At 65.1% G+C, this 21301-nt stretch carries 16 protein-coding genes and 1 tRNA gene; 9 read left to right on the top strand and 8 right to left on the bottom strand.

Annotation, left to right across the window (positions count from 1 at the left end; translation table 11 throughout):
- The first annotated feature begins 7 nt into the window (after positions 1 to 7).
- From EWU68_RS05620 to EWU68_RS05605, 4 genes are read left to right on the top strand one after another with little or no spacing between them, the layout of a single operon-like run.
- Complete coding sequence (locus tag EWU68_RS05620; RefSeq protein ID WP_129315141.1) at positions 8 to 976, top strand: asparaginase; 969 nt, start codon at positions 8 to 10, stop codon at positions 974 to 976.
- Between the two features lie 49 nt (positions 977 to 1025).
- Positions 1026 to 1910: a polysaccharide deacetylase family protein gene (locus EWU68_RS05615; protein WP_129315140.1), complete on the top strand. Its 885-nt coding sequence runs from the start codon at positions 1026 to 1028 to the stop codon at positions 1908 to 1910.
- Positions 1911 to 1918: 8 nt separating this feature from the next.
- Positions 1919 to 2698 (top strand): SDR family NAD(P)-dependent oxidoreductase, encoded by a 780-nt coding sequence (locus tag EWU68_RS05610; protein WP_129315139.1) that lies wholly within the window; start codon positions 1919 to 1921, stop codon positions 2696 to 2698.
- 43 nt (positions 2699 to 2741) lie between these two features.
- Positions 2742 to 3485 carry an SDR family NAD(P)-dependent oxidoreductase gene (locus EWU68_RS05605; RefSeq protein WP_129315138.1) on the top strand — a complete coding sequence of 248 codons (744 nt, stop codon included), beginning with the start codon at positions 2742 to 2744 and terminating at the stop codon, positions 3483 to 3485.
- 273 nt (positions 3486 to 3758) lie between these two features.
- On the opposite strand, the gene EWU68_RS05600 is transcribed toward EWU68_RS05605, so the two are convergent.
- The gene (locus tag EWU68_RS05600) at positions 3759 to 8963 is read right to left on the bottom strand and encodes an Lhr family ATP-dependent helicase (protein WP_129315137.1); all 5205 of its coding nucleotides are present in this window, start codon (positions 8961 to 8963) and stop codon (positions 3759 to 3761) included.
- 184 nt (positions 8964 to 9147) lie between these two features.
- On the opposite strand from EWU68_RS05600, the gene EWU68_RS05595 reads away from it, so the two are divergent.
- Positions 9148 to 9750, top strand: coding sequence for a malonic semialdehyde reductase (locus EWU68_RS05595; RefSeq protein ID WP_129315136.1), 603 nt, complete (start codon positions 9148 to 9150; stop codon positions 9748 to 9750).
- A gap of 13 nt (positions 9751 to 9763) precedes the next feature.
- On the opposite strand, the gene EWU68_RS05590 is transcribed toward EWU68_RS05595, so the two are convergent.
- Positions 9764 to 10561 (bottom strand): DUF4232 domain-containing protein, encoded by a 798-nt coding sequence (locus EWU68_RS05590; protein WP_156265369.1) that lies wholly within the window; start codon positions 10559 to 10561, stop codon positions 9764 to 9766.
- Positions 10562 to 10648: 87 nt separating this feature from the next.
- Positions 10649 to 10972 (bottom strand): 2Fe-2S iron-sulfur cluster-binding protein, encoded by a 324-nt coding sequence (locus EWU68_RS05585; RefSeq protein ID WP_129315134.1) that lies wholly within the window; start codon positions 10970 to 10972, stop codon positions 10649 to 10651.
- Between the two features lie 160 nt (positions 10973 to 11132).
- Here EWU68_RS05585 and EWU68_RS05580 point away from each other — a divergent pair, with 160 nt between their 5' ends.
- Positions 11133 to 12365 carry an NgoMIV family type II restriction endonuclease gene (locus tag EWU68_RS05580; RefSeq protein ID WP_162421378.1) on the top strand — a complete coding sequence of 411 codons (1233 nt, stop codon included), beginning with the start codon at positions 11133 to 11135 and terminating at the stop codon, positions 12363 to 12365.
- Here the strand turns inward: EWU68_RS05580 and EWU68_RS05575 are convergent.
- From EWU68_RS05575 to EWU68_RS05560, 4 genes are all read right to left on the bottom strand, one after another.
- Positions 12362 to 13003, bottom strand: coding sequence for a response regulator transcription factor (locus EWU68_RS05575; protein ID WP_129315132.1), 642 nt, complete (start codon positions 13001 to 13003; stop codon positions 12362 to 12364). The genes EWU68_RS05580 and EWU68_RS05575 overlap by 4 nt on opposite strands.
- Entirely contained in the window at positions 13000 to 14145 is a 1146-nt protein-coding gene (locus tag EWU68_RS05570) for a sensor histidine kinase (protein WP_129315131.1), read from the bottom strand. The genes EWU68_RS05575 and EWU68_RS05570 overlap by 4 nt, the downstream gene beginning before the upstream one ends.
- Positions 14132 to 14668, bottom strand: coding sequence for a hypothetical protein (locus EWU68_RS05565; RefSeq protein WP_129315130.1), 537 nt, complete (start codon positions 14666 to 14668; stop codon positions 14132 to 14134). Before EWU68_RS05565 ends, EWU68_RS05570 begins: the two co-directional genes overlap by 14 nt.
- Before the next feature lie 143 nt (positions 14669 to 14811).
- Positions 14812 to 14884, bottom strand: a tRNA-Arg gene (locus EWU68_RS05560).
- Positions 14885 to 15151: 267 nt separating this feature from the next.
- Between EWU68_RS05560 and EWU68_RS05555 the strand changes: the two genes are divergently transcribed.
- Positions 15152 to 17011: a phosphoenolpyruvate carboxykinase (GTP) gene (locus EWU68_RS05555; protein ID WP_129315129.1), complete on the top strand. Its 1860-nt coding sequence runs from the start codon at positions 15152 to 15154 to the stop codon at positions 17009 to 17011.
- A gap of 205 nt (positions 17012 to 17216) precedes the next feature.
- On the opposite strand, the gene EWU68_RS05550 is transcribed toward EWU68_RS05555, so the two are convergent.
- Positions 17217 to 18614: a phosphomannomutase/phosphoglucomutase gene (locus EWU68_RS05550; RefSeq protein ID WP_238692340.1), complete on the bottom strand. Its 1398-nt coding sequence runs from the start codon at positions 18612 to 18614 to the stop codon at positions 17217 to 17219.
- Between the two features lie 133 nt (positions 18615 to 18747).
- Between EWU68_RS05550 and manA the strand changes: the two genes are divergently transcribed.
- Both manA and EWU68_RS05540 read left to right on the top strand, forming a co-directional pair.
- On the top strand, positions 18748 to 19941 hold the full coding sequence (manA, locus tag EWU68_RS05545; RefSeq protein WP_162421380.1) for a mannose-6-phosphate isomerase, class I: 1194 nt from the start codon (positions 18748 to 18750) through the stop codon (positions 19939 to 19941).
- A 34-nt stretch (positions 19942 to 19975) separates the two neighbouring features.
- Complete coding sequence (locus EWU68_RS05540) at positions 19976 to 21268, top strand: AI-2E family transporter (RefSeq protein ID WP_129315126.1); 1293 nt, start codon at positions 19976 to 19978, stop codon at positions 21266 to 21268.
- Positions 21269 to 21301: the final 33 nt, after the last annotated feature.

Raw genomic sequence — 21301 nt, 5'->3', positions numbered from 1 at the left:
GGTGTGAATGCCACTCGTGCAGGTCCTTGGGACCGGAGGCACCATTGCCTCGCATGGTCAGGAGTCCGGGGGAGCCGTAGCCTCGTCCTCTGTCGACGATCTAATGACGGGTGCTCTGGACGACGTCGAAGTCAGGACCCGCGACGTCATGATGACCGGCAGCTACCGTCTGGGACTGTCAGATCTGAGGAAGGTCGTGGCGTCCATCGAGGCAGAGGCGGCAGACCCACGGCTCGATGGAATCGTCGTTACCCACGGCACCGACACCCTCGAGGAATCAGCCTTCCTCGCCGAACTGGTCCGGCAAGGACCGGCTCCCGTCGTCTTCACCGGAGCCCAACGAACCCCGGACGAGCCTGACGCTGACGGCCCACGCAATCTCCACGACGCCATACGGGCAGCCTCCGCATCGGTGACCCGCGGGTGGGGCTCCGTGGTCTGTTTCAACGGCCGCATTCATTCCTCCCGCGGCGTGTTCAAGTCCCACACACTGGCCAGCAATGCATTCACTGGATGCACGGTCTTGGCCGAAATCTTCGGTCGAAATGTGTACGCCGAGGCCGCGCCGGCGCGTCGGCCGATTCTCCCGCAACCCGACGAAAACTTTGACTCCGTCAGAGTCGAAATCATCCCCGTCTTTCCCGGTTCCGACCCGTCGCTGATGGACTGGTGCATCGATGCGGGCGCGCATGGGGTCGTGCTTTTGGGGACGGGTAGCGGCAACGCGGGCCCAGGGTACTGTGACGTCGTTCGCCGTGCCGTAGCCGCTGGGGTGCCCGTCATCCTCGCTTCGCGCGTGCCCTTCGGACCGATCCGCCCCTTGTACGGGAATGGGGGTGGAGTCGACCTTGAGCGGGCCGGGGCGGTGCCCGCCGGAACCCTCGGTCCCTACCAAGCACGCATTTTGACAGCACTCCTGATTTCGCACGGCTTCCGCGGCAGAGAGTTCACCCACGAATTCACCCGGCGGCTCTGACCGAACGCCGGCACGACAGTAAACCGACCCTTGAGCAAGAGGAGCAACCATGTCAAAGAAAATCTATGTGTCCGTCGGAATCGACGTCGACGCCGTCGGCGGCTGGCTCGGGTCCTACGGTGGGGAGGACTCACCTGGCGACATCTCTCGCGGAATGTTCGCGGGTGAAGTGGCAGTCCCGCGATTGCTTCAACTCGCGCAACGTCGAGACATGCCGGTGACCTGGTTCTGGCCTGGACATTCCATCGAGACCTTCCCGCGAGAATTCGAGGACGTCGTCGCCGCGGGGCACGAAATTGGTGTTCACGGGTACTCTCACGAGAATCCCTTGGAAATGACCAGAGCCCAGGAAGAGGAAATTCTCGACTATTGCACGGACTTGATCACGACCCGCTCGGGCACCAAGCCAGTGGGATACGTTGCTCCATGGTGGGAATTTTCCACCGTGACCAATGAACTGCTGGCTGAGCGAGGCTTCCTCTATGACCACTCGCTCATGCACCGCGACCATACGCCGTATTACGTCCGAGTCGGCGACACCTGGACGTCCATCGATTACCAGGCCGAATCAGCCCACGAATGGATGAAGCCCCTGGTCCGTGGTGAAGAAACCGATCTGATCGAGATTCCAGCTTCCTGGTACCTGGACGATCTACCTCCCATGATGTTCATCAAGTCCTCCCAGACCTCCCACGGATTTGTGTCGCCGAGGGACATCGAGGACCTGTGGCGCGACCAATTCGACTGGGTCTATCGCGAAATGGATTACGCCGTCTTTCCCATCACGATCCATCCGGATGTCTCGGGGCGGCCCCAGAACCTATTGATGCTCGAGCGGCTTTTCGACCATATGGCGTCCCACGATGGTGTCGAGTTCGCATATATGAAAGATGTCGCCCAGGACTTCGCGCGGCGAAGCCCGCGAAGCAAGTAGGAGGCCTGATGCAGCGAGATGACGAGTTGAATGGCAAGGTGGCGCTGATTACTGGCGGAGCGAGCGGCATCGGACAGGCGCTGGCCCTCGCGTATGCCCGAGCGGGCGCTCACAGTGTCGTCAGCTATTTCCCGGGGGATGACCACGACGTTCAACGGACCGTTGACGGGGTTGAGTCGGAGGGAGCGCGATGCGTCGCGTTGCCTGCGGACGTCAGAAGCACTGACGATTGTGAAGCCTTGGCGCAGGCCGCCGTCGATGAGTTCGGGCGTCTGGACATCGTGGTTGCCGCCGCTGGGATCCTTCGTCGCAACAGTCTCACCGATATGACCGATCAGGCATGGACTGACATGCTCGACGTCGATCTCAACGGCGTCCACCGCGTCTTTCGGTCGGCCGCCGACCGAATGAGCAACGGAGGAGCCATGGTGGCGACGTCGTCCATTGCCGGCGGTGTTTACGGCTGGGAAGACCACGCGCATTATGCCGCCGCAAAGTCGGGGGTCCTCGGCCTGTGCCGTTCCCTCGCCGTCGAATTGGCCCCGCGGGGTATCCGCGTGAATGCCGTTGTCCCCGGGCTGATTGAAAGCCCCCAGTCCCTGGACGGAGAAAATTCTCTCGGCATGGCGGGCTTGGAAGCGGCAGGCCGCCTCATCCCCTGGGGGAGAGTGGGCACGGTCGATGAAGCGGCCAGAACCATTCGATTCCTCACCAGCGCGGATTCTGCATATATCACCGGGCAGGAATTGGTCGTCGACGGAGGGCTCACGATTCGTTGGCCCAGCTGATTAGACGTTTACTGCACTCGAGGACGAGATCAGAGGACAAAAAATGACTGTATTGCTGGGGCGCAGGGCCATCGTCACCGGAGGAGCGAACGGAATCGGCGCTGCCATCGCGAAAGCCTTCAATCGGGAGGGCGCGGAGGTCAGCCTCCTGGACAAAGACGAAGGCGCGGTGGATCGAGTCGTTCGCGATATAGGAGCCTCGCACACGGTCCACGGGTTTCCGGCAGACGTCACAGACGCGGATTCACTGAACGGTGCCGTACAAGCAGCGGTCGAGGCCATGGGCGGTATTGACGTTTTGGTCTCGGCGGCCGGCATTCTCGATGAGACACCGTTCGAGGAAATGTCTGAGGCCACTTTCCAGCGCACCATAGATATTGACCTCAAAGGGGTCTTTCTCGCCGCTCGGATCGCCCTTCCTTATTTGGAAATGAACGGCGGACGAATCATCAACGTCTCCTCGCAGCTTGGGATCAAGGGCGGCGCCGGTCTGGTGCATTACGTCGCAGCCAAGGCGGGAGTCATAGGGATGACAAAAGCGCTTGCGTTGGAATTGGCGCCGAAGAACATCCTCGTCAACGCGATTGCCCCAGGACCGGTGAATACCACGTTGGTGGAGAGCCTGAGCGACGAATGGAAGCGAGACAAACAGGCCGAGTTACCCCTGGGGCGATTCGGAGAGCCCGAGGAGATAGCCCCCACAGCGGTATTACTGACTTCATCTCCTGGCGGAGACCTCTACACGGGCCAGACCCTCGGCCCCAACAGCGGAGACGTCATGCCCTGACCCTGGGTGCAGTCGCGATCTGGGCACTGAGGCGAGTACGGCTTGGGGCTTTGGGACGCGACTCTACGAAAAATAGCCCGTGAGCGTGTGCCATCGCGCGACGTGGCAATCGCGTGCAGAATTCCGCGCGAAGTGGCAGTTTTGAGCGGTTTTGGCTGCCAAAAACGCACGAGATTGCCACCTCGGGTCGTGGACCGCACGAGATTGCCACCTCGAGCCGGCGCCCGCACAAAACTGCCACCTCGAGGCCGTCGGGCGCCCGGACGTCCCCACCTACCGCCGCATCCGGATGCCGCGCGGTGTCGTGTAGAAGCCCGCCGCGACCAAGCTGTCGCGGAGCACGGCGATGGGGGCGCGCTCGCCGTCGTCGCTCGTGGTCCCGCGCTCGAGAATCGACAGGCCGTTGACTTTCTCGACCACGAGCTTGTCCACGGCCCCGATCCGCACGGCAGAGGCGACGGCGGGGCCCGCGAGGTCCAGGGCGGTTTCGTCCGTGGAAAAGGCCAACATCGTTTTTCCGCCCCGTTCGATGTACAGCACCGGGGCACCATCCACCAACACCACCAGGGACCCGGCCTTCCTGCCGGGCCTGGCCATGCGGGACTCGTCGTCCTGTCCATCGGACGTGCGACCGAGCAGTCGCGCCGGGGGAACGGCGTCGGGCCATGGCAGTGCGGCACCGTAGGCATTCGCGGGATCGCTCGCGGCCAGGATCACCGATTCGGGGGAGCGCGGTTCCGATGTCGATTCCCTGAGCTGGTCGTCGATCGTCGAGGACCTGAGGATGTCCACGGTCGAGGGAGCGGAGAACTGGGCCCCTCCAAGACCCTCGATGAAATATCCGCGCCGGGCTTCTCCCTGGTCCTCCTGCGCGGTCAGGATCTGGTAGACCGCCGCGAAGCCGCCCGGAGTCTCCTCCTGGGCAACGCCGCCCCTGGTCAGCACCCCGTAACGGTCCAGCATGAGCTGAGCCATCGCGACGGCGCGCACGGTCACGTCCAGGGGGTCGTCGTCGAGGAACGCACTCACCCTCGACCACCGGCCGCTCAGCTCACGTTCGCGTTGGGGACTCAGCCCCGACATCCCCGCGGGCGAATCACCCAGTCCACCCGGCGAGGGCTCCAACCCGGTGGACGACGACGGGTCCGCACCGGACCCCATGGGGCGTCGGCCAAGGCGTGCGGTGGCGATTCGTCCGGCGCCTCGACGGCCCCTCGATCGGGACCTGCCCGGTGCCTTGGGTCGAGCATGGGCGGATTTGCCTCCGTCCAGGAACGCACGGAGCGGGCCGGCCGTGTCATTGGTGACCAGCCCGGCCCACACCAGGTCCCACAGTGCGTCGCCCGCAGTGCCGAGAGCCAGACCGGCCCGCGCCGCGATACGGGGAAGGAAATCCGCGCCCTCACCCATCGCATCGAATACTTTCCGGGCGTCGTCGCTCAGATCCTCCAATCGTTGCGGCGGTTCCGGGGGCACGGTCAGGTCTGCCGATTCGGCCAGATGCAGGCTCACCCACCCGTCCTGCCCCGGAATCGTGCCCGAACCGGTCCACAGGACGTCTCCGCGGGACATCGCCTCGTCCAGCATGCGGGGCTGGTATCCCCGGATACGGGCGGGCAGCACCAGGGTCTCGAGCGCCGAGGCCGGTACGGGGAAGCCCGCGAGCTGGTCGACGACGGTGAGCAAACCGTCGGAATCGTCCACGCGCGGGTCGTCGGCCGCCCCGTCCGCCCTGACGTGCTGCCAGGCGGGAAGGAACCGAGCGTAGGTCGCGCCGTCGACCGGTTCGATCTGGGACCTCAGCTTGGCCAAGGAACGACGCCGGATCGTGCGGAGCACCCCCGCGTCGCACCATTCCACGGCCTGCTCCCCGCCGGCCTGCTCCCCGCCGGCCTGCTCCCCGCCGTCCTGCTCCCCGCCGGCCTGCCCGCGAGTCAGCTCCGGGGGCAGGAAGCGCCCCTGAACCACGCGACGGTCCACGGCCAGACGGTTCAGGATCGTCTCGACGACGGCCGTCCCCAAGCCCAGAGCCTCGGCGGCCCGGACGGCCGTGAACGGGCCGTGAGTTCGAGCGAAGCGGGAGACGAGGTCACCCAGGGGGTCGTCCACGGGCTCGATGAAGGCGTGAGGCACCCCCATGGGCAGCGGGGTGCCCAGACCATCGCGCAAGCGGGCGGCGTCCTCGACCGCGGCGACCCGTTCCTCACCCGAAATCCTGGTGATGAAAGCCCGGTTCGCATCCACCAGTTGCTGGGAGAACGCGCTCGCGTCCTCTCCGTCCTCGAGGCGGACGGCGGCGTCGTGCGTGGTCAGCGGCCCCAGAATCCGCAAGAGATCCGCGAGACCCTCGACGCCGTGCAACTGTCGGCCCTCGGCCAGGCGCTGCAACTGCGCCTCGGTCTCGCGAATGACATCCGGGTCCAGCAGCTCCCGCAGTTCGTCTTTCCCGAGCAGCTCGGACAGGAGAGCCGGATCGAGAGACAACGCCGCGGCCTTGCGTTCGGCAAGGGGAGAATCGGTGTTGTAGAGGAATTGTCCGACGTATCCGAAGAGCAAAGTCTTCGCGAACGGGGACGGCTCGGGCGTCTCGAGCTCGCGCACCGTGATGCGCCGGGACTCGATGCTCTCGTGGATGCGCCGCAGGGCCGGAAGGTCGTAGACATCCTGGAGGCATTCGCGCACGGTCTCCAGGATGATCGGGAAATTCGGGTGCTTCCGTGCGACGTCGAGCAACTGGGCCGAACGCTGGCGCTGTTGCCACAGCGGTGTCCGTTTGCCCGGGTCACGACGCGGCAGGAGCAGGGCACGCGCGGAGCACTCCCTGAAACGCGAAGCGAAGAGCGCAGAGGAGCCGACCTGTTCGGTCACGACAGCTTCGATCTCGTCCGGCTCGAACATGAACAGGTCGGCACCGGGAGGATTCTCTTCCATGGCCGGTATGCGCAGAACAATGCCGTCGTCCGCCGCCATGGCGGAGCCGTCCAGACCGTAGAGCTCGTCGATGCGCGCTCCCACGGCCAGGGCCCACGGGGCGTGCACCGGCATCCCGTAGGGCGAGTGCAGGATGACCCTCCAGTCGCCGAGTTCGTCGCGGAAGCGTTCGACGACGACGGTCTTCTCGCTGGGTACCTGACCGGTGGCCACGCGTTGTTCGTCCACGTAGGCGCACAGGTTGTCGACCGCCCAGTCGTCCAGCCCGGCGTCGGCCAGTCGCTCGCGGGCCGCAGCCGCGCCCTCGTCGCCCTCGGACAGCACCGCCGCCAACTCGCGGGTGAATCGTCCAGTCGCTTCGCCCAGGTCCACGGGTCGCCCCGGACCGTCGCCGTGCCAGAAGGGAAGCTTGCCGACCTGGCCCGGTGCGGGAGTCACGTTCACGCGGTCGTGGGTGATGTCCTCGATGCGCCAGCTCGTGGCACCCAGTGCGATGACGTCGCCGGAGCGAGATTCGTAGACCATCTCCTCATCGAGCTCGCCGACGCGTTTCGGGCCGCGGGTCTGCTCGTCGGAGCCGACAATGTACACCGGGTACAAACCGCGATCCGGGATCGTGCCTCCCGACGTGACGGCGACGCGTTGGGCGCCGGGGCGGGGCTCAAGGGTTCCCGCGTCCCGATCCCAGACGAGTCTAGGGCGCAACTCGGCAAATTCGTCGGAGGGGTACTTTCCGGCGAGGAGGTCGAGGACGGCGTCGAACGCGGACCGCGGCAGCGCAGCGAACGGTGCCGTGTGTCGTACGGCGTCGAACCACGCCTCGACGTCGATCGGTCCGAGGGCGCATGCGGCGACCGTCTGTTGGGCGAGGACGTCCAGAGGATTGGCAGGAATGTGCAACGGTTCGATGGCGCCGGAACGCATCCGTTCCACGGTGACGGCGGATGAGAGGAGATCGCCTCGATGCTTCGGGTACAGCACGGCGCGCGAGACCTCGCCGACCTGGTGCCCGGCGCGACCCACGCGCTGGAGGCCGCTGGCGACGCTCGGCGGGGACTCGACTTGGATCACGAGGTCCACGGCACCCATGTCGATTCCCAGCTCCAGGGAGCTCGTGGCGACGACGCAGCGGAGACTGCCCGATTTCAAGGCGTCTTCGATCATGGCCCGTTGGTCCTTGGACACCGACCCGTGATGGGCCCGCGCAAGTTCGGCCGGCGCCGTGCCCGAGGTCAGGTGGTTCACCGCGGCCGGCGCGTAGGGGACCTCGTTGCCGTCGGGAAGGACGCCGGGTTCCGGGCCGTTCCCCGGGCCCCTCTGCGAGTTCCGCCCCGGGGTCCCGGAAGGTACGTTGCCTCGTTGCTCTTCCCGGAACGCGTGGACTTCATTGAGTCGCGACGTCAGCCTTTCCGCGAGCCCGCGGGAATTGGCGAAGACGATGGTGGACCGATTGGCCTCGATCAGGTCGACCATTCGTTCCTCGACATGCGGCCAGATGGACGCGACGACGGTGTGAGGCGGCTCGGGAGGGAGGGGCCTGGACGTCGAACGCTCGCCCTCTTCTGGTCCTTCGTTCCGTGTCAGGGGAGATTCGAGGTCCAGCCCCAGAGCGTCCTCAAGAGTCGCCGTGCCGGAGGATGCCGATCCTGCGCTGACGCCCGAACGCTGTTCCGGCAGATCGGTCCGGGGCACCGGCGTCGTCAGGTTGGACATGTCGGGGACCGGCACCGAGACGGACAGGTCCCAGTTCTTGACCGCTTCGGGTCGGACAACGCTCACGGGGGAGGTGCCGCCCAGGAACCGTGCGACCGTCTCCACGGGTTCGACCGTGGCCGAGAGCCCGATGCGTTGAGCCGGTCGGGGCAGGATGCGGTCCAGGCGCTCGAGGGAGACCGCCAGGTGGGCGCCGCGTTTGGTCCCCGCGACCGCATGCACCTCGTCCACGATCACGGTGTCGACCTGGGACAGGCTCGACCGCGCCTTGGAGGTCAGCATCAGGTACAGGGATTCCGGCGTCGTGATGAGGATGTCCGGCGGGTCGGTGAGCAGTTGCCGTCTTTCCTTCGCCGGAGTGTCTCCCGAACGGATCCCGACCGAGACCTCATTGGGCTCGGTCCCTTGGTACCTGGCGGTCTGGGCGATTCCGACCAGGGGAGACCGGAGGTTTCTCTCGACGTCCACGCCCAAGGCTTTGAGCGGGGATATGTAGAGCACCTTGGTGCGGTTGGTGGCCTTCTTGCGGCGGGACTTCGCTCGCTGAGTGCCCGAGTCCGGTGTGTCCTCCGAGGATTCGTGATCCGCGGACGAATCGGTTCGCTGCGTCGGCGCGCTCTGGCTGCCGTTGGTGTGCATGAGCCTGTCGAGGGCCCAGAGGAAAGCGGCGAGGGTCTTGCCGGATCCGGTCGGTGCCACGACGAGGGCGTGACGCCCCTGGGCAATCGCGTCCCAGGCGCCGTCCTGAGCCGAGGTGGGCTGCCTGAAGGCACCCGTGAACCATTCACGGGTTGCTGGACTGAATCGTTCGAGAGCCGATGGCATATCTCCCATTGTGCCTCTGGTTCCTCTGAGGTTTCGTGTCTCTTGTCTCCGGAAGCCGACGTCGCCCGCGGGAGTCGTGCATCACATTTGAGTCACGCCGGGACATCGGCGGAATAGGCTGAGCGCGCCATCCGTTTACCCGTAAAGCAATGCGCGTCCGGTCCGGACGTACCCCTCAGATGAAGGAATTCGAATGATCGATACTGTTACCCAGGCCCAACTGACCGACGAGGATCTGCACCTGCTCTTCAACACCCGCACGGTCAGCGAATTCGAGGACGTCGAGGTCACCGAGGACCAGAAGCGCGCCATTTACGAGCTGGCGAAAATGGGGCCGACGGCCTTCAATTCGCAGCCTCTCCACGTCGTGTGGGTCGAGAAGGGGGAGAACCGCGACCGCCTGGTCTCGCACATGATGACCGGAAACCAGCCCAAGACCTCCGGTGCGCCCCTGGTCGCCGTGCTGGCCGTGGACACGAAGTGGCACCACAAATTCGACAAGTTCCTGCCGGCTCGCCCGCAGATGGGCCAGATGTACCTGGACAACCCCGAGCTTGCTGCCTCGACGGGACGGGACAACGCCTTCATCCAGGTCGGTTACTTCGTGATGGCCGTTCGGGCCCTGGGCCTCGCGGCCGGCCCGATGACCGGTTTCGATCCCGCGGGCGTGGACGAGGACCTGCTTGCGGGTACTGACTTGAACTCGCTGGTCGTCGTCAACATCGGCAAGGGCGTGGATCCGGCCTATGACCGTTCCCCGCGTTACGCCTACGAGGAATCCACGACCACGCTCTGAGCCCCGAGGGCCATCAGCGCTGGACGCCGACCTTGCTCACGGACAGTTGCTGAACAGACTGATTCGCGCACGCCGACATCGGGAAGCTGACATCCAGAACCTGTCCGCTTCCCGGTGCGGCAATGCGAAGACCGGAGGCGCTGGTCTTCTGGCAGGTTTCTCCGTAGAGACCCGGTTGCGTGCTCCGGAGGACCGCCGACGTCGAACCGCCCGGTTCCAGCGTCGCTCCGTTCCCGGCCAGTTCCGTTGCCTGCATCGCAGGAGGCCCGATGACCTGCCCCGAACCGTCGAGGAAATTGACGGTGGGGTAGCCGGAGAGCTTGCACGAATCGGAGCCGGAGTTCGTGAAGGTGAGGTTGTAGTCCGTCGATCCGGCCGCGTTGCCGGATTCCTCGATGGCTACTTTCAGCGCCCCGTCTCCACAGGTTGAGCCCTTGGCTCCTTGAGGAGACGACGGGTCCGGTGAAGCGGGATCCGTCGAGGGCGGCTGGTCGCTCGGCTCCGATGCACCGGGCTGACCCTCCGCCGGTGCGCTCGATACCGTTCCGGATGGCTCCGGGGTCGGGGATTCTTCGACCACCGAGGGCGTCGGGGCCGGCGTCGTCGGGCTGGGGCCGGGACGCTCCGAAGGCCCCGCAGGCGCGGACGACGACGCGGAGGCCGAGCTCGAAGCGGACGGGGCGGCGGAGGAGGACGGCCCGTCTGAGCCGTGTGTCCCGCCCGAGGAGCACGCACTCGTCCCCAGGAGCAGGACTAGCAGACCGGCTCCCGCGAGAGACGTTCTCCAGCGTCGGTTGGTGTCATGGACCATGATTTCAGGGTAGGCGCATTCTCAGAGCGGTTCCACCACATTGCATCCATGCGGGTCCGCTCCGTTCGACCGTGACGCCGGCGCCCCTTACATTCCGGGTTTGAGAGTTACTGTCGCGCCGTCGAGCCCTTCGTTGTACTCGGTCTGGCACGCCAGGCGCGAGTAGTCGTTGGCGACGTCATCAATCATCTCGAGCAGGTCTTCCTCGGCCTCGGTGCGTTCGTCGCCCCCGGTCTCGAAATGCTCCGGATCCATGAAAGTGTGGCAGGTCGCGCAGGAGGCGTTGCCCCCGCAGGTGGCCAGCACGGGGTACTGGTTCTTGTGAAGGCATTCCAGAAGGGTCTGGTTGTCCTTCCACTCCACCTCCTGGGCCTCTCCCGACTCATCGACCACGGTGATGTTGATGCTCATTGCTCTCCAAGCTGGACGAATTCTTCTCTCGGGACAGTGTAGGTCGGCTCCAGCGGAAGGAGTAACCGTCCCTTCACAAGGAGTGACCGGAAACATACCGCGCTCTGTCGGCGCGACATGTCCAGTAATCTGGCGACTGATCCTATCTCCAGGAGGCCGCATGAGTCCGAAGCATCCGCACGACCAACCGGAAGAGCAGTTCCTGTTCTCGCTCGACCTCGCCGAATTCGAGGAGTCGGGAAAGACCTCCCACGGGTCGGGGTCGGTACGGGCTCGGAGTGGTGCGGATCGCGCGGCGGGCCGGAAGACCAGCACGGCCCCCGGCACAGCGAATCAGGGGAGCGCGGAGGGCAGATCCGGGACCTCGGGTGCGGAGCAGGCGCCGACGTCGGAAGCCCGGACGCCGTCCCCGCAGAGTGCGCCGGTTGCTCCGGAGCCGCCGAATCTTGACGAGGCCAAGGCGGAGATGACCCGCGCCGAAGTCGCGGCCTTCCACAGGTCCAAGCCCGAGTACCTGCTGGACCGTGCGCGTCGCGTATTCCACCGCGCCCTGTTGGACGAACGCGTCCTGGTCCTGAACCCGGGCAGTGGTGTCCCTTCCAACGCGGACAAGGACTCCGCCTCGAGCATTCGCTACGCACGCTGCGTGGCCCAGGGCATCGGTGGCGTTCCTGAAACCTCCCGCGCGCCCGGCAAGGGCGTCAGCAGGAATTTCGAACGGGCAGTCGCCGCGTACCTCAAGTCGGTCACGCAGGCCCTCGACGCCGTGAGGCCGGGCGACTGGGTCGTTCGGCGCCTGGGGGACCGGGAGGAATGGACGGCCATCGAGGACGCATCCGAGATTTTCGAGCAATACGACCATGTCTCGGGGATGCGGGAGGCTATTCTCGGCCGTCGAGACCTGCGTGCCCTTCTTGGGCACGACACCGAGATCATGGCCCCCGACGTCGTCATCGCGCGTCATCCCGTCCCTGACTCGGAACTCAACGGTTCGGCCCGACTGGTCGATCCGATGGGGCCGTTGGCGGCCTCGACCCCTCTCCGGGCGGCCGTCCAGTCCAAACCGCTGTTGCACGCCGTGGTCTCGTGCAAGTGGACGCTGCGCAGCGACCGTGCCGAGCAGATCAAGGCGGAAGCACGGCACCTGATCCGGAACCGGCGGGGCAGGGTCCCTCACCTGGTGCTGGTCACGGGGGAGCCGATGCCCTCCCGCATTGCGTCGGTTGCCCTCGGTACGGGAGATCTCGACTGCGTGTATCACTTCGCGCTGCACGAATTATTGGATGCGATCGACCCCGAGACCGACCCTGCCGGTGCCGAACTTCTTCACACGATGGTCCAGGGAAGGAGACTCCGGGATATCTCGGACCTCCCGCTCGATCTGGCGATCTAGCCCTCGTTCTTTGCCCGCCCCGTGGCCAGCGCGATCGCATGGGCGCGGTTCTGGGCGCCGAGCTTGGTGAAAATGTCATTGGTGTACGACTTGACCGTTCCCACCGCCAGGAAGAGTTGCTGAGCTATCTCGGTGTTGCTTCGGCCGGCCACCATGTGGGTGAGGACTTCGGCTTCTCGGGCGGTCAGGGTGGGGAACCGGTCCCGCGGAGAGATGCTCTGCGGGGAGAAGGAACCGGCGAGTTTCTCACCGATGTCCCGGGTGAACGTGACTTGCCCGGTCGCGGCGGTTCGGATTGCGGCAGCCACTTCTTCTCGGCCGGCGTCCTTGGTCAGGTACCCGCGGGCGCCGCTGGCCAAGGCGCGGGCGATCGAGTCGTCGTCGTCGAATGTGGTCAGCACGAGCACCGCGACGTCGGGATGTGAGGTGCGAAGGGCCGCGGTGGCCTCCGCTCCGTCCATCTCCGGCATCCGGAGGTCCATCAGGACCACGTCCGGCCCGAGTCGGTCGACCATCTCCACCGCTTGTCGGCCGTTTTCGGCCTCGCCCGCGATCTCGATGCCTTCCGTCAGGGAGAGTACTGCGGTCAGGCCGTCACGGACGATGGCTTGGTCGTCCACCACCAGAACGGTGATCACTGGGGCACCTCCAAAGTCACGAGGAATACGGTGTTCTTCTCGACGCGGAGAACGCCTCCGATGGACTCGGCTCGCTCCCGAATCCCCAGGAGCCCGAAGCCTCCACCGACCGAGGAGGTCGGTCCACCCGCCGATGCAGGCGTCCACACGGTCAGACGATACCCGTCCGGAAGAGGCGCCAACCCGATGTGTGCGCACTCGTCCGGTGCGTGCCGACGAGCATTGGTCAAGAACTCCCGCAGGCCACTGAGGAGAACTTCTGCGGATGCTGGGGACATCGCGTCCGTTGCCTCGATCTCTGCCTCCGCGGCAAAGCCCAGTTCTCGGTGGGCCCGGATCAGTTCCTCGGCTCCGGCGTCGAATTCTGGTGCGGGCGCCCTCAGGGCCGCCACGGCACGGCGGGCGTCCTTCAATCCGGATCCGGCCAACTCGCGTGCATCCCTGGCCCGGGACAGCGCAGCGGTATTCTTCCCGGCTTCGATCTCGGCGGCCAGCGCATCCAGTTGAATCGTCAGCCCTCCCAAGCTGTGGGCGAGGACATCATGCAGATCGCGGGCTATGGCCGTACGTTCCTCGGCGGCGGCCGTCCGCGCCCGTTCGTGGGCCGCGGCCAGACGGTCGTGGAGGGCGGCCCGTTCCGCGACGGCGACTGCGTCGGCCTGGCGCCTGAGAAGGCCGAAGGGGATGATCAACAAGAAACCGGCGAAACACCCGATACTCGTGGGCAGGTCCGCTTCGCTGATGACGACCCCCGCACCGACGGCGACGATTCCCAGCCCGTGCGTCAGGAGAATTCGCTGCAACGACATCGTGCTGTCACGGGACTGTCTGAGCAGCCCGGCAAACGCGGGTATCGCTCCGAGGACGTCGGTGCCTGGCCCGCTGAAACCGCCGACGGCGATCATCACCACGTTCAGCGCCAGGAAGGACCGGGTTCCGGGGCGGGTGAAACAAGCCTGGGCGAACCAGCAGGCCAGGGCACAGATTCCAAGAGCGGCGAAGACCGGATGATCCCCGTGGACCAGTCGTGTGGCCAGCGCATAGGTCCAGAGCGCGCAGACCGCGCCCGTGATGATGATCCTCGCGGGACTGGCATGCGCCTGGGCAACCTTCGGACCCGAACCGGTTTCAAGCTGTGACACGGTTGTCCACTGTACGTCGGGCGAAGACGGCCCCGTTGACGATCCGGTTGGCGGCAATGACAAGGTATGTCGGCCACATCGAACTCATCAGGTCGTAACCGTGCGCCGAACTGAAGATTCCGAGACCAACGCGCAGGCCGAGGAGCAGAAGCCAAATGACCAGGCCCTGAACGCCCGCGCGGCTCTCCTGCTCCGGCAGATCGGCGACTGGTTCTTCCTTTCTCCGGGCCCTGGCTTCGAGCCTCGCGACGGTCTTGTCGCTGATGGGCCTGACCTCCGCGAGTTTGGCTTGCCAGAGCCCGCAGGCTGCGCCCGCGACGAGTTCGATGGCGAGGATTCCCACGTCTCCGCCCTTGACCGGGATCGGAGAATGCCAGAGATTGGCCACGGCGATGATTCCCAGAACCATCCCAATTTTCATGTTTCGTTGTGGTCGGACTGGAGACCAGAGGAACTGCCGGAGGCAGATCCATGCGATGAGGACTACGAGAAGAGCGAAACCGGTGAGCGTCGAAGTGTTCATGGCTTCCATGGTTCTTCGCGGAACCGCCCAACCGGCACCCCCGTAGGGTGGGGATCAGGGTGGTTGTGTGTCGATTCTTGTCTCGAACCCGTGTGGATACGAAAAAGCCCCGTCACCTTCCGATGACGGGGCTTCCGCTGATGTGCGCCCGAAGGGATTCGAACCCCCAACCTTCTGATCCGTAGTCAGATGCTCTATCCGTTGAGCTACAGGCGCCCGGCCCACAAACGCATTACCGTTCAAGGCCGAGTACTACCTTACATGCGGGTTTACGGAACGCCAACTCGGGGTTCTGTGATCTCTGCCGCACCACAATCCCGGGACACTATGTTCGGTTTACGCTACCCTGGTCTAGTCACAAGGGACGGAGCTGGAATTCGTGGACCGCACAGCGGGCACGAGTCCGAACGGACATCGAGCACCCCCACACAATGTCGTGAGTGATGGCCCGAGAGGGCCGAAACCTGTTGAGGGGAACAATTAATGACTGACATCGTCGTCGGAAACAGCGACAAGCTGAAGCCAGCCGTGGAAGAAGCCCTGAAGAGCGCACCGACTCAGCACCAGCGGTTGCTGGACTGGGTCCGCGAAGTCGCTGCATTGACTGAGCCGGAGACCATCCATTGGGTGGATGGCTCCCAGGAGGAATGGGACCGTCTCACGAGTGAGCTCGTGGACGCCGGGACCTTCGTCCGGCTCAATGAGGATGAATTTCCCAACTCATTCGCCGCGTTCTCCGATCCGGAGGACGTCGCCCGCGTGGAGGAGCGCACGTTCATCTGCTCCAGCACGCGAGAGGGCGCCGGGCCCACCAACAACTGGGTGGATCCGGAGGAGATGAAGGCGACCCTGACCGAGAAGTACCGGGGTTGCATGCGTGGACGCACGTTGTACGTGATCCCTTTCGTCATGGGCCACCTGGGTGCCAAGGATCCGAAGTTCGGCGTCGAACTGACGGACTCAGCCTACGTCGTGTGCTCGATGCGCATCATGGCGACCATCGGGCAGGACGTTCTGCGCACGATGGAGGAAAAGGACGCCTTCTTCGTGGAAGCCCTCCATTCCGTGGGCGCGCCTCTGGACGAGGGGCAGGACGACGTCGCCTGGCCGTGCAACCCGGACAAGTACATTGTGCAGTTCCCCGAGGACCGCGCGATCTGGTCCTTCGGATCGGGATACGGCGGAAATGCCCTGCTCGGCAAGAAGTGCTACGCCTTGCGCATCGCCTCGGCCATCGCGCACGACGAGGGCTGGCTTGCGGAGCACATGCTGATCCTGAAGGTCACCGACCCCCAGGGCGAGACCCACTACATCAGTGCGGCCTTCCCCTCGGCCTGCGGCAAGACCAACTTCGCGATGATCGAACCCACCATCGAAGGCTGGAAGGCCGAAATGGTCGGGGACGACATTTCCTGGATCACCTTCGACGACGAAGGCAAGCCCCGGGTGATCAACCCCGAGGCCGGCCTGTTCGGCGTCGCACCCGGAACCGGGTGGACCACCAACCCCAACGCGATGCGCGGCGTCGCCAAGGGCAACACGATCTTCACCAACGTGGCTCTGACGGACAACGGCGGTGTTTGGTGGGAAGGCATGACCGATGAGGTCCCTGAGCACCTGATCGACTGGAAGGGGCAGGACTGGACCCCGGACTCCGGTCGTCCCGCGGCACACCCGAATTCGCGGTTCTGCACGCCGATCGAACAGTGCGACATCGTCGCGCCCGAGTACAGCGACCCCGACGGCGTCCCGCTGTCGGCGATCGTCTTCGGCGGCCGCCGCAAGACCACGGTCCCGCTCGTGTCCGAATCGTTCGACTGGAATCACGGCGTCTTCCAGGGGGCCACGCTGTCCTCCGAGACCACCGCAGCTGCGAAGGGCCAGGTCGGCGTCGTGCGTCGCGACCCGATGGCCATGCTGCCGTTCATCGGTTACAACGCGGGGGACTACCTCCAGCATTGGGTGGACATCGCGAAGAAGTACGGCGAAGAGAACATGCCGAAGATCTTCTACGTGAACTGGTTCCGCCGCACCCCGGACGGTGGATTCGCCTGGCCCGGTTTCGGCGAGAACTCGCGCGTGGTCAAGTGGATCGTCGAACGCCTGCAGGGCACGGCCGGTGGCAAGGAGACCCCCGTCGGTATCGTCCCGAACGTCGAGGACTTGGACCTGACTGGGTTGGACGCCGACCCGAAGGATACCGAGGCCGCCCTCGCGGTGAACGTCGACGAGTGGAAGGAAGAACTTCCCGGAATCGATGAGTGGTTCGAGAAGCTTGGCGACCACGTTCCCGCGGAGGTCAAGGAGCAGAGGGACGCCCTGGGCGCCCGTCTCGACGGCTGATACCAGGAGCACGATGAAGGACGCCGCCCGGCCGCCCTCAGTGGGCGGACCCGGCGGCGTCCTTTGCATGTGATGGGGCTGGTCGAGGCCCCGACGACTTCGGGGCCCTGGCACCGGGCCGCCCGGGCAGCGGGCCGCCGGGGCAACCGCGCCATCCGGGCAACCGCGCCGTCCGGACCCCGTCGGCCTTCTGGCCGTGCCGCAATTACTGCCGGATCAGCCCCAGGACCTCGTCGCGAACGCGTTCCATGGTTGCCGGGTCAGGGCCCTCGACATTGAGCCGCAGGAACGGTTCGGTGTTCGAGGGGCGCAGGTTGAACCACCAGCCGTCGGTGCGATGGGTGAACGTCGTCCCGTCCATGTCGTCGACATCGATGGGCTCGTCGGCCAAGGCTTCACGAACGCGCGTGACCGCGGCCGCCTTGTCCTCGATCTCCGAGTTGATTTCGCCGGATGCGACGTACGGCGCATACTTCTCGGCCAGCCCGGACAGCGGACGTTCCTGCGTCCCCAAGGCCGCCAGCACGTGCATGGCGGCGAGCATCCCGGTGTCGGCGTTGAAGAAGTCCTTGAAGTAGTAGTGGGCCGAATGCTCGCCACCGAACACGCCGTTCTCGCGAGCCATGACGCCCTTGATGAAGGAATGCCCCACCCGCGTTCTCACGGCCCGGCCGCCCAGGGACTCGACGAGCTCGGGCACGGCCTTGGACGTAATCAGATTGTGGATGACCACAGGCTCTTCGGTGCCGTCGGCCTGGGCACGGGCAATTTCCCTCTCGGCCACCAAGGCAGCGATCGCGGACGGAGTGACGGGGTCCCCCTTTTCGTCGACCACGAAACACCGGTCGGCGTCACCGTCGAAGGCCAGGCCGAGGTCCGCTCCCTGTTCGACGACGGCGGCCTGCAGATCGCGCAGATTTGCCGGTTCCAGCGGATTCGCCGGATGGTTCGGGAAGGTGCCGTCCAGATCGAAGTACAGCGGGCTGACGTCCAGCGGCAGCGCGGGCAGGACGGCGTCGCCGAGAACGGCAGGCGTCGTCATTCCCGCCATGCCGTTGCCGGCGTCGACGACGACCTTCAGCGGGCGGATGGACGACAGGTCCACGAGGTTGCGCAGGTACTGGGCGTAATCGACGAGAATGTCCCGTTCCGAAACGCTCCCGGTGGTCTCCAGGGCGACGAGGCCGCTCTCGAGATAGCGCTGGGCGGCATCGCGGATATCGAACAGTCCGGTCTCGGAGGAGATCGGGACGGCCCCTGCCTTGGCCATCTTCATGCCGTTGTACTCGGCGGGGTTGTGCGACGCGGTGAAAGTGACACCGGGGGCGTCGAGGACACCGCACGCGAAGTAGAGTTCGTCGGTCGAGATCAGGCCGATCTTCACGACGTCGGCTCCTCGGGCCGTGGCCCCGTCCGCGAACTCGTCCATGAATTCGGGGGATGAGGGCCTCATGTCGCCGCCGACCAGAACGGTCTTTCCCGAGAGGTCAAGAACATCGACGAAGGCGGCACCCGTGGCACGCACGCTTTCCCGTGTGATGGACTGGCCCACGATCCCGCGGACGTCGTAGGCCTTGAACGACTCTTGTAGGTTAATGCTCACCCGCACAATTCTACGTGGGCGCCCTCCGAAAACCCTCGGAATCGCCGGGGTGACAGCCATCATAGCCTTGGGGTGCGACTGCGTTGCGGGAACCGGTTGTGGTTGGATGATGGGTATGGGTCAGCTGCTCAAAATGGTAAATCCAGTCCAGAATTATGCGTGGGGAACGCGGGATACGCTCGCCCGACTTCGCGGCGAGAACAAGCCCGCTTCCGAACCGGAAGCCGAGCTGTGGGTCGGGGCGCATGCCAAGGCGCCGTCCTCGGTGCTCACGGCCGGAGGAACGAAGTCCCTGGCCGACTGGGTCGACGAGGACCCGGAGACGGTCCTGCCGGAAGGCACCTCCGGATTCCCGTTCCTGTTCAAGATTCTGGCCATCGATTCGCCCCTGTCCCTCCAAGTCCATCCTTCCGAGCAACAGGCCGTCGAAGGATTTGAGAAGGAGAACCGGGCGGGCATCGCGCTCGGCGCGAATGAACGCAATTACAAGGACGACCGTTCCAAACCGGAGACCGTCATCGCGTACTCGCCGGTGCGTCTCCTCACCGGGATCCGGCCAGCGGCCGAACTCAAGCGGATCGCCAAGGAACTCAACCTCACGTGGCTGGCCGAACTGGCGGATTACGACGCCGCGGAGATCATCAAGGCCATCTTCGCCAAGGACGAGACGAGCTCGGCCCTGGCATTGGATGCGACGGTGAACGCGGCCATGGACTGGAGCCTGGCTCATCCCTTCGACGAGGACGACGCCGCCTACCGTCGCGACCGTGAGGGCTTCGACCTCGACGCCGTCGCCGACCTCATCCTGTTGCTCCACGATGCCTACCCCGGTGACCGGGGGACCCTGGTGGCCGTGGCCATGAATCAGCTCTTTCTGAAACCCGGGGAGTCGGCCCACACACCGCACGGGCAGGTCCACGCGTACCTCCAGGGCACCGCGATCGAGATCATGAATCCGTCCGACAACGTGATGCGGGCCGGGCTGACGCCCAAGCACATCGACATCAAGGAACTGCTCTCCGTGGTCGTCGCCGACCAGCCCGCCCCGGACCTGGTGCTCCCCGCGGAGCAGCAGCCCGGCGTGGCCCGCTACGGCCTCTGGGACTCACACATGCACGTGGACCACGTGGCCGTGTCGCCGGACACTCCCGTCGAGTACACCTGTGATGGGCTCTCGGCTATCCTGTGCGTCGAAGGCGACGTCGAGGTGGCCGGTGCCGGCGAACGAATTGACCTGCGCGGCACGGAATCGGCACTGCACATCGGGTCGCGGGACGTCCTGACCCTGTCCGGAAACGGCCAGGTGTACACGGCCGTCCGGACCTGACCCCGATCGTCCACGCAGGGAGAACACCCAACCCATGAACCGACCCGTCGCCGCATCAACCCGAGCGACAGAAACGGATGCGAACATGCCGTTGCAGGAGCAGGAACGAGCTCCTCGCCGTGGCCCCGACCTGCCGCTCGGCGTCGTCGCTCTCGTCGCCCTGGCGGCCCTCGTGGTCTTCATGGGCGGGCTCAAGTTCATCTCGGAGATCTTCGGGCCCATGTTCCTGGCCTATTCGCTCGTCGTCGCGGTTCGACCGATGCGATTGTGGCTGGCCGACCGCAAGGTTCCCCGGTGGCTCGCGACGGTTCTGGTGGCGCTGTTCCTCTATGCGATATTGCTCGCCATTATCGGGTCCATGGTCGTGTCGGTCCTCCAGCTCGTCGAGACCCTTCCGAATTACAGCGGAAAATTCGCGACCCTCTACCAGCAGACGCGCCACTTGCTGAGCGACTACGGTCTCAGCGAGACGGACGTCGGGGATTCTCTGCTCGAATACCTTCAGCCGAGCCGAATCCTCAGCGCAGCGACTACAATCCTGAGCGGACTGTCATCCGCGGGGTCGCAGCTGTTCGTGCTGGTGATGGTGATGGCTTTCCTCTTCATCGACGCCACGATCATCCCCGGACGTCGCTCCGAAATCGCAAGCGCCAAGCCGGGTCTCGGCCAGGCCTACGCGGACTTCAGCCACAGGACCTCGAAGTACTGGGTCGTCAATACCGTCTTCGGCGCGATCGTGGCCGTTCTGGACACGATAGCCCTGATGATTCTGGGGGTCCCGCTGGCCTTCACCTGGGGCGTGTTCTCGTTCGTCACGAACTACATCCCCAACATCGGGTTCGTCATCGGCCTGATCCCGCCGGCCCTGCTCGGACTGCTCGCCGGCGGACCGGCCACGGCCATCTGGGTCGTGGTGCTGTACTCCGTGATCAACTTCGTCGCCCAGTCGGTGATCCAGCCGAAAGTCACCGGGGACGCCGTCGGCCTCAACACGACCGTCACCTTCGTCTCGCTGATCTTCTGGTCGGCGATCGTCGGCCCGCTGGGCGCGATCCTCGCCGTCCCGCTGACGCTGTTCTTCAAGGCGATGTTCATCGATTCGGACCCGAGATCGCGTTGGATCGGCGTGGCCTTCGACTCCAGGGGCAAACCGAATGATCTGCGCTGGTCGGAGCAACTCGTCCACGAGGACGGTCGGTATTCGCTGAGGAAGACCTACGGTCCCGAACCCGGGGAGGACGCCGAACCTCCCGGGAGTCTGACCGCGCGAAAACGCCGGCTCAAACGCGAAAAACGCCGGCGGCTGAAGCAGCAGAACACCCAATAGACGCGAACCGTCAGCCATCACTCCCGAAAGAGC

It is taken from the genome of Rothia koreensis (assembly GCF_004136575.1).
Classification (GTDB): domain Bacteria; phylum Actinomycetota; class Actinomycetes; order Actinomycetales; family Micrococcaceae; genus Rothia; species Rothia koreensis.
This window is presented reverse-complemented; position numbering and strand designations above follow the sequence as displayed.

Bases quoted from the DNA above. Each gene is read 5' to 3' on its own strand.
- EWU68_RS05620 (WP_129315141.1), top strand. From the start codon at position 8: ATGCCACTCGTGCAGGTCCTTGGGACCGGAGGCACCATTGCCTCGCAT.
- EWU68_RS05555 (WP_129315129.1), top strand. From the start codon at position 15,152: ATGACTGACATCGTCGTCGGAAACAGCGACAAGCTGAAGCCAGCCGTG.
- EWU68_RS05585 (WP_129315134.1), bottom strand. From the start codon at position 10,972: ATGAGCATCAACATCACCGTGGTCGATGAGTCGGGAGAGGCCCAGGAG.
- EWU68_RS05605 (WP_129315138.1), top strand. From the start codon at position 2,742: ATGACTGTATTGCTGGGGCGCAGGGCCATCGTCACCGGAGGAGCGAAC.
- EWU68_RS05615 (WP_129315140.1), top strand. From the start codon at position 1,026: ATGTCAAAGAAAATCTATGTGTCCGTCGGAATCGACGTCGACGCCGTC.
- manA (WP_162421380.1), top strand. From the start codon at position 18,748: ATGGTAAATCCAGTCCAGAATTATGCGTGGGGAACGCGGGATACGCTC.
- EWU68_RS05595 (WP_129315136.1), top strand. From the start codon at position 9,148: ATGATCGATACTGTTACCCAGGCCCAACTGACCGACGAGGATCTGCAC.
- EWU68_RS05590 (WP_156265369.1), bottom strand. From the start codon at position 10,561: ATGGTCCATGACACCAACCGACGCTGGAGAACGTCTCTCGCGGGAGCC.
- EWU68_RS05600 (WP_129315137.1), bottom strand. From the start codon at position 8,963: ATGGGAGATATGCCATCGGCTCTCGAACGATTCAGTCCAGCAACCCGT.
- EWU68_RS05580 (WP_162421378.1), top strand. From the start codon at position 11,133: ATGAGTCCGAAGCATCCGCACGACCAACCGGAAGAGCAGTTCCTGTTC.
- EWU68_RS05565 (WP_129315130.1), bottom strand. From the start codon at position 14,668: ATGAACACTTCGACGCTCACCGGTTTCGCTCTTCTCGTAGTCCTCATC.
- EWU68_RS05610 (WP_129315139.1), top strand. From the start codon at position 1,919: ATGCAGCGAGATGACGAGTTGAATGGCAAGGTGGCGCTGATTACTGGC.
- EWU68_RS05540 (WP_129315126.1), top strand. From the start codon at position 19,976: ATGAACCGACCCGTCGCCGCATCAACCCGAGCGACAGAAACGGATGCG.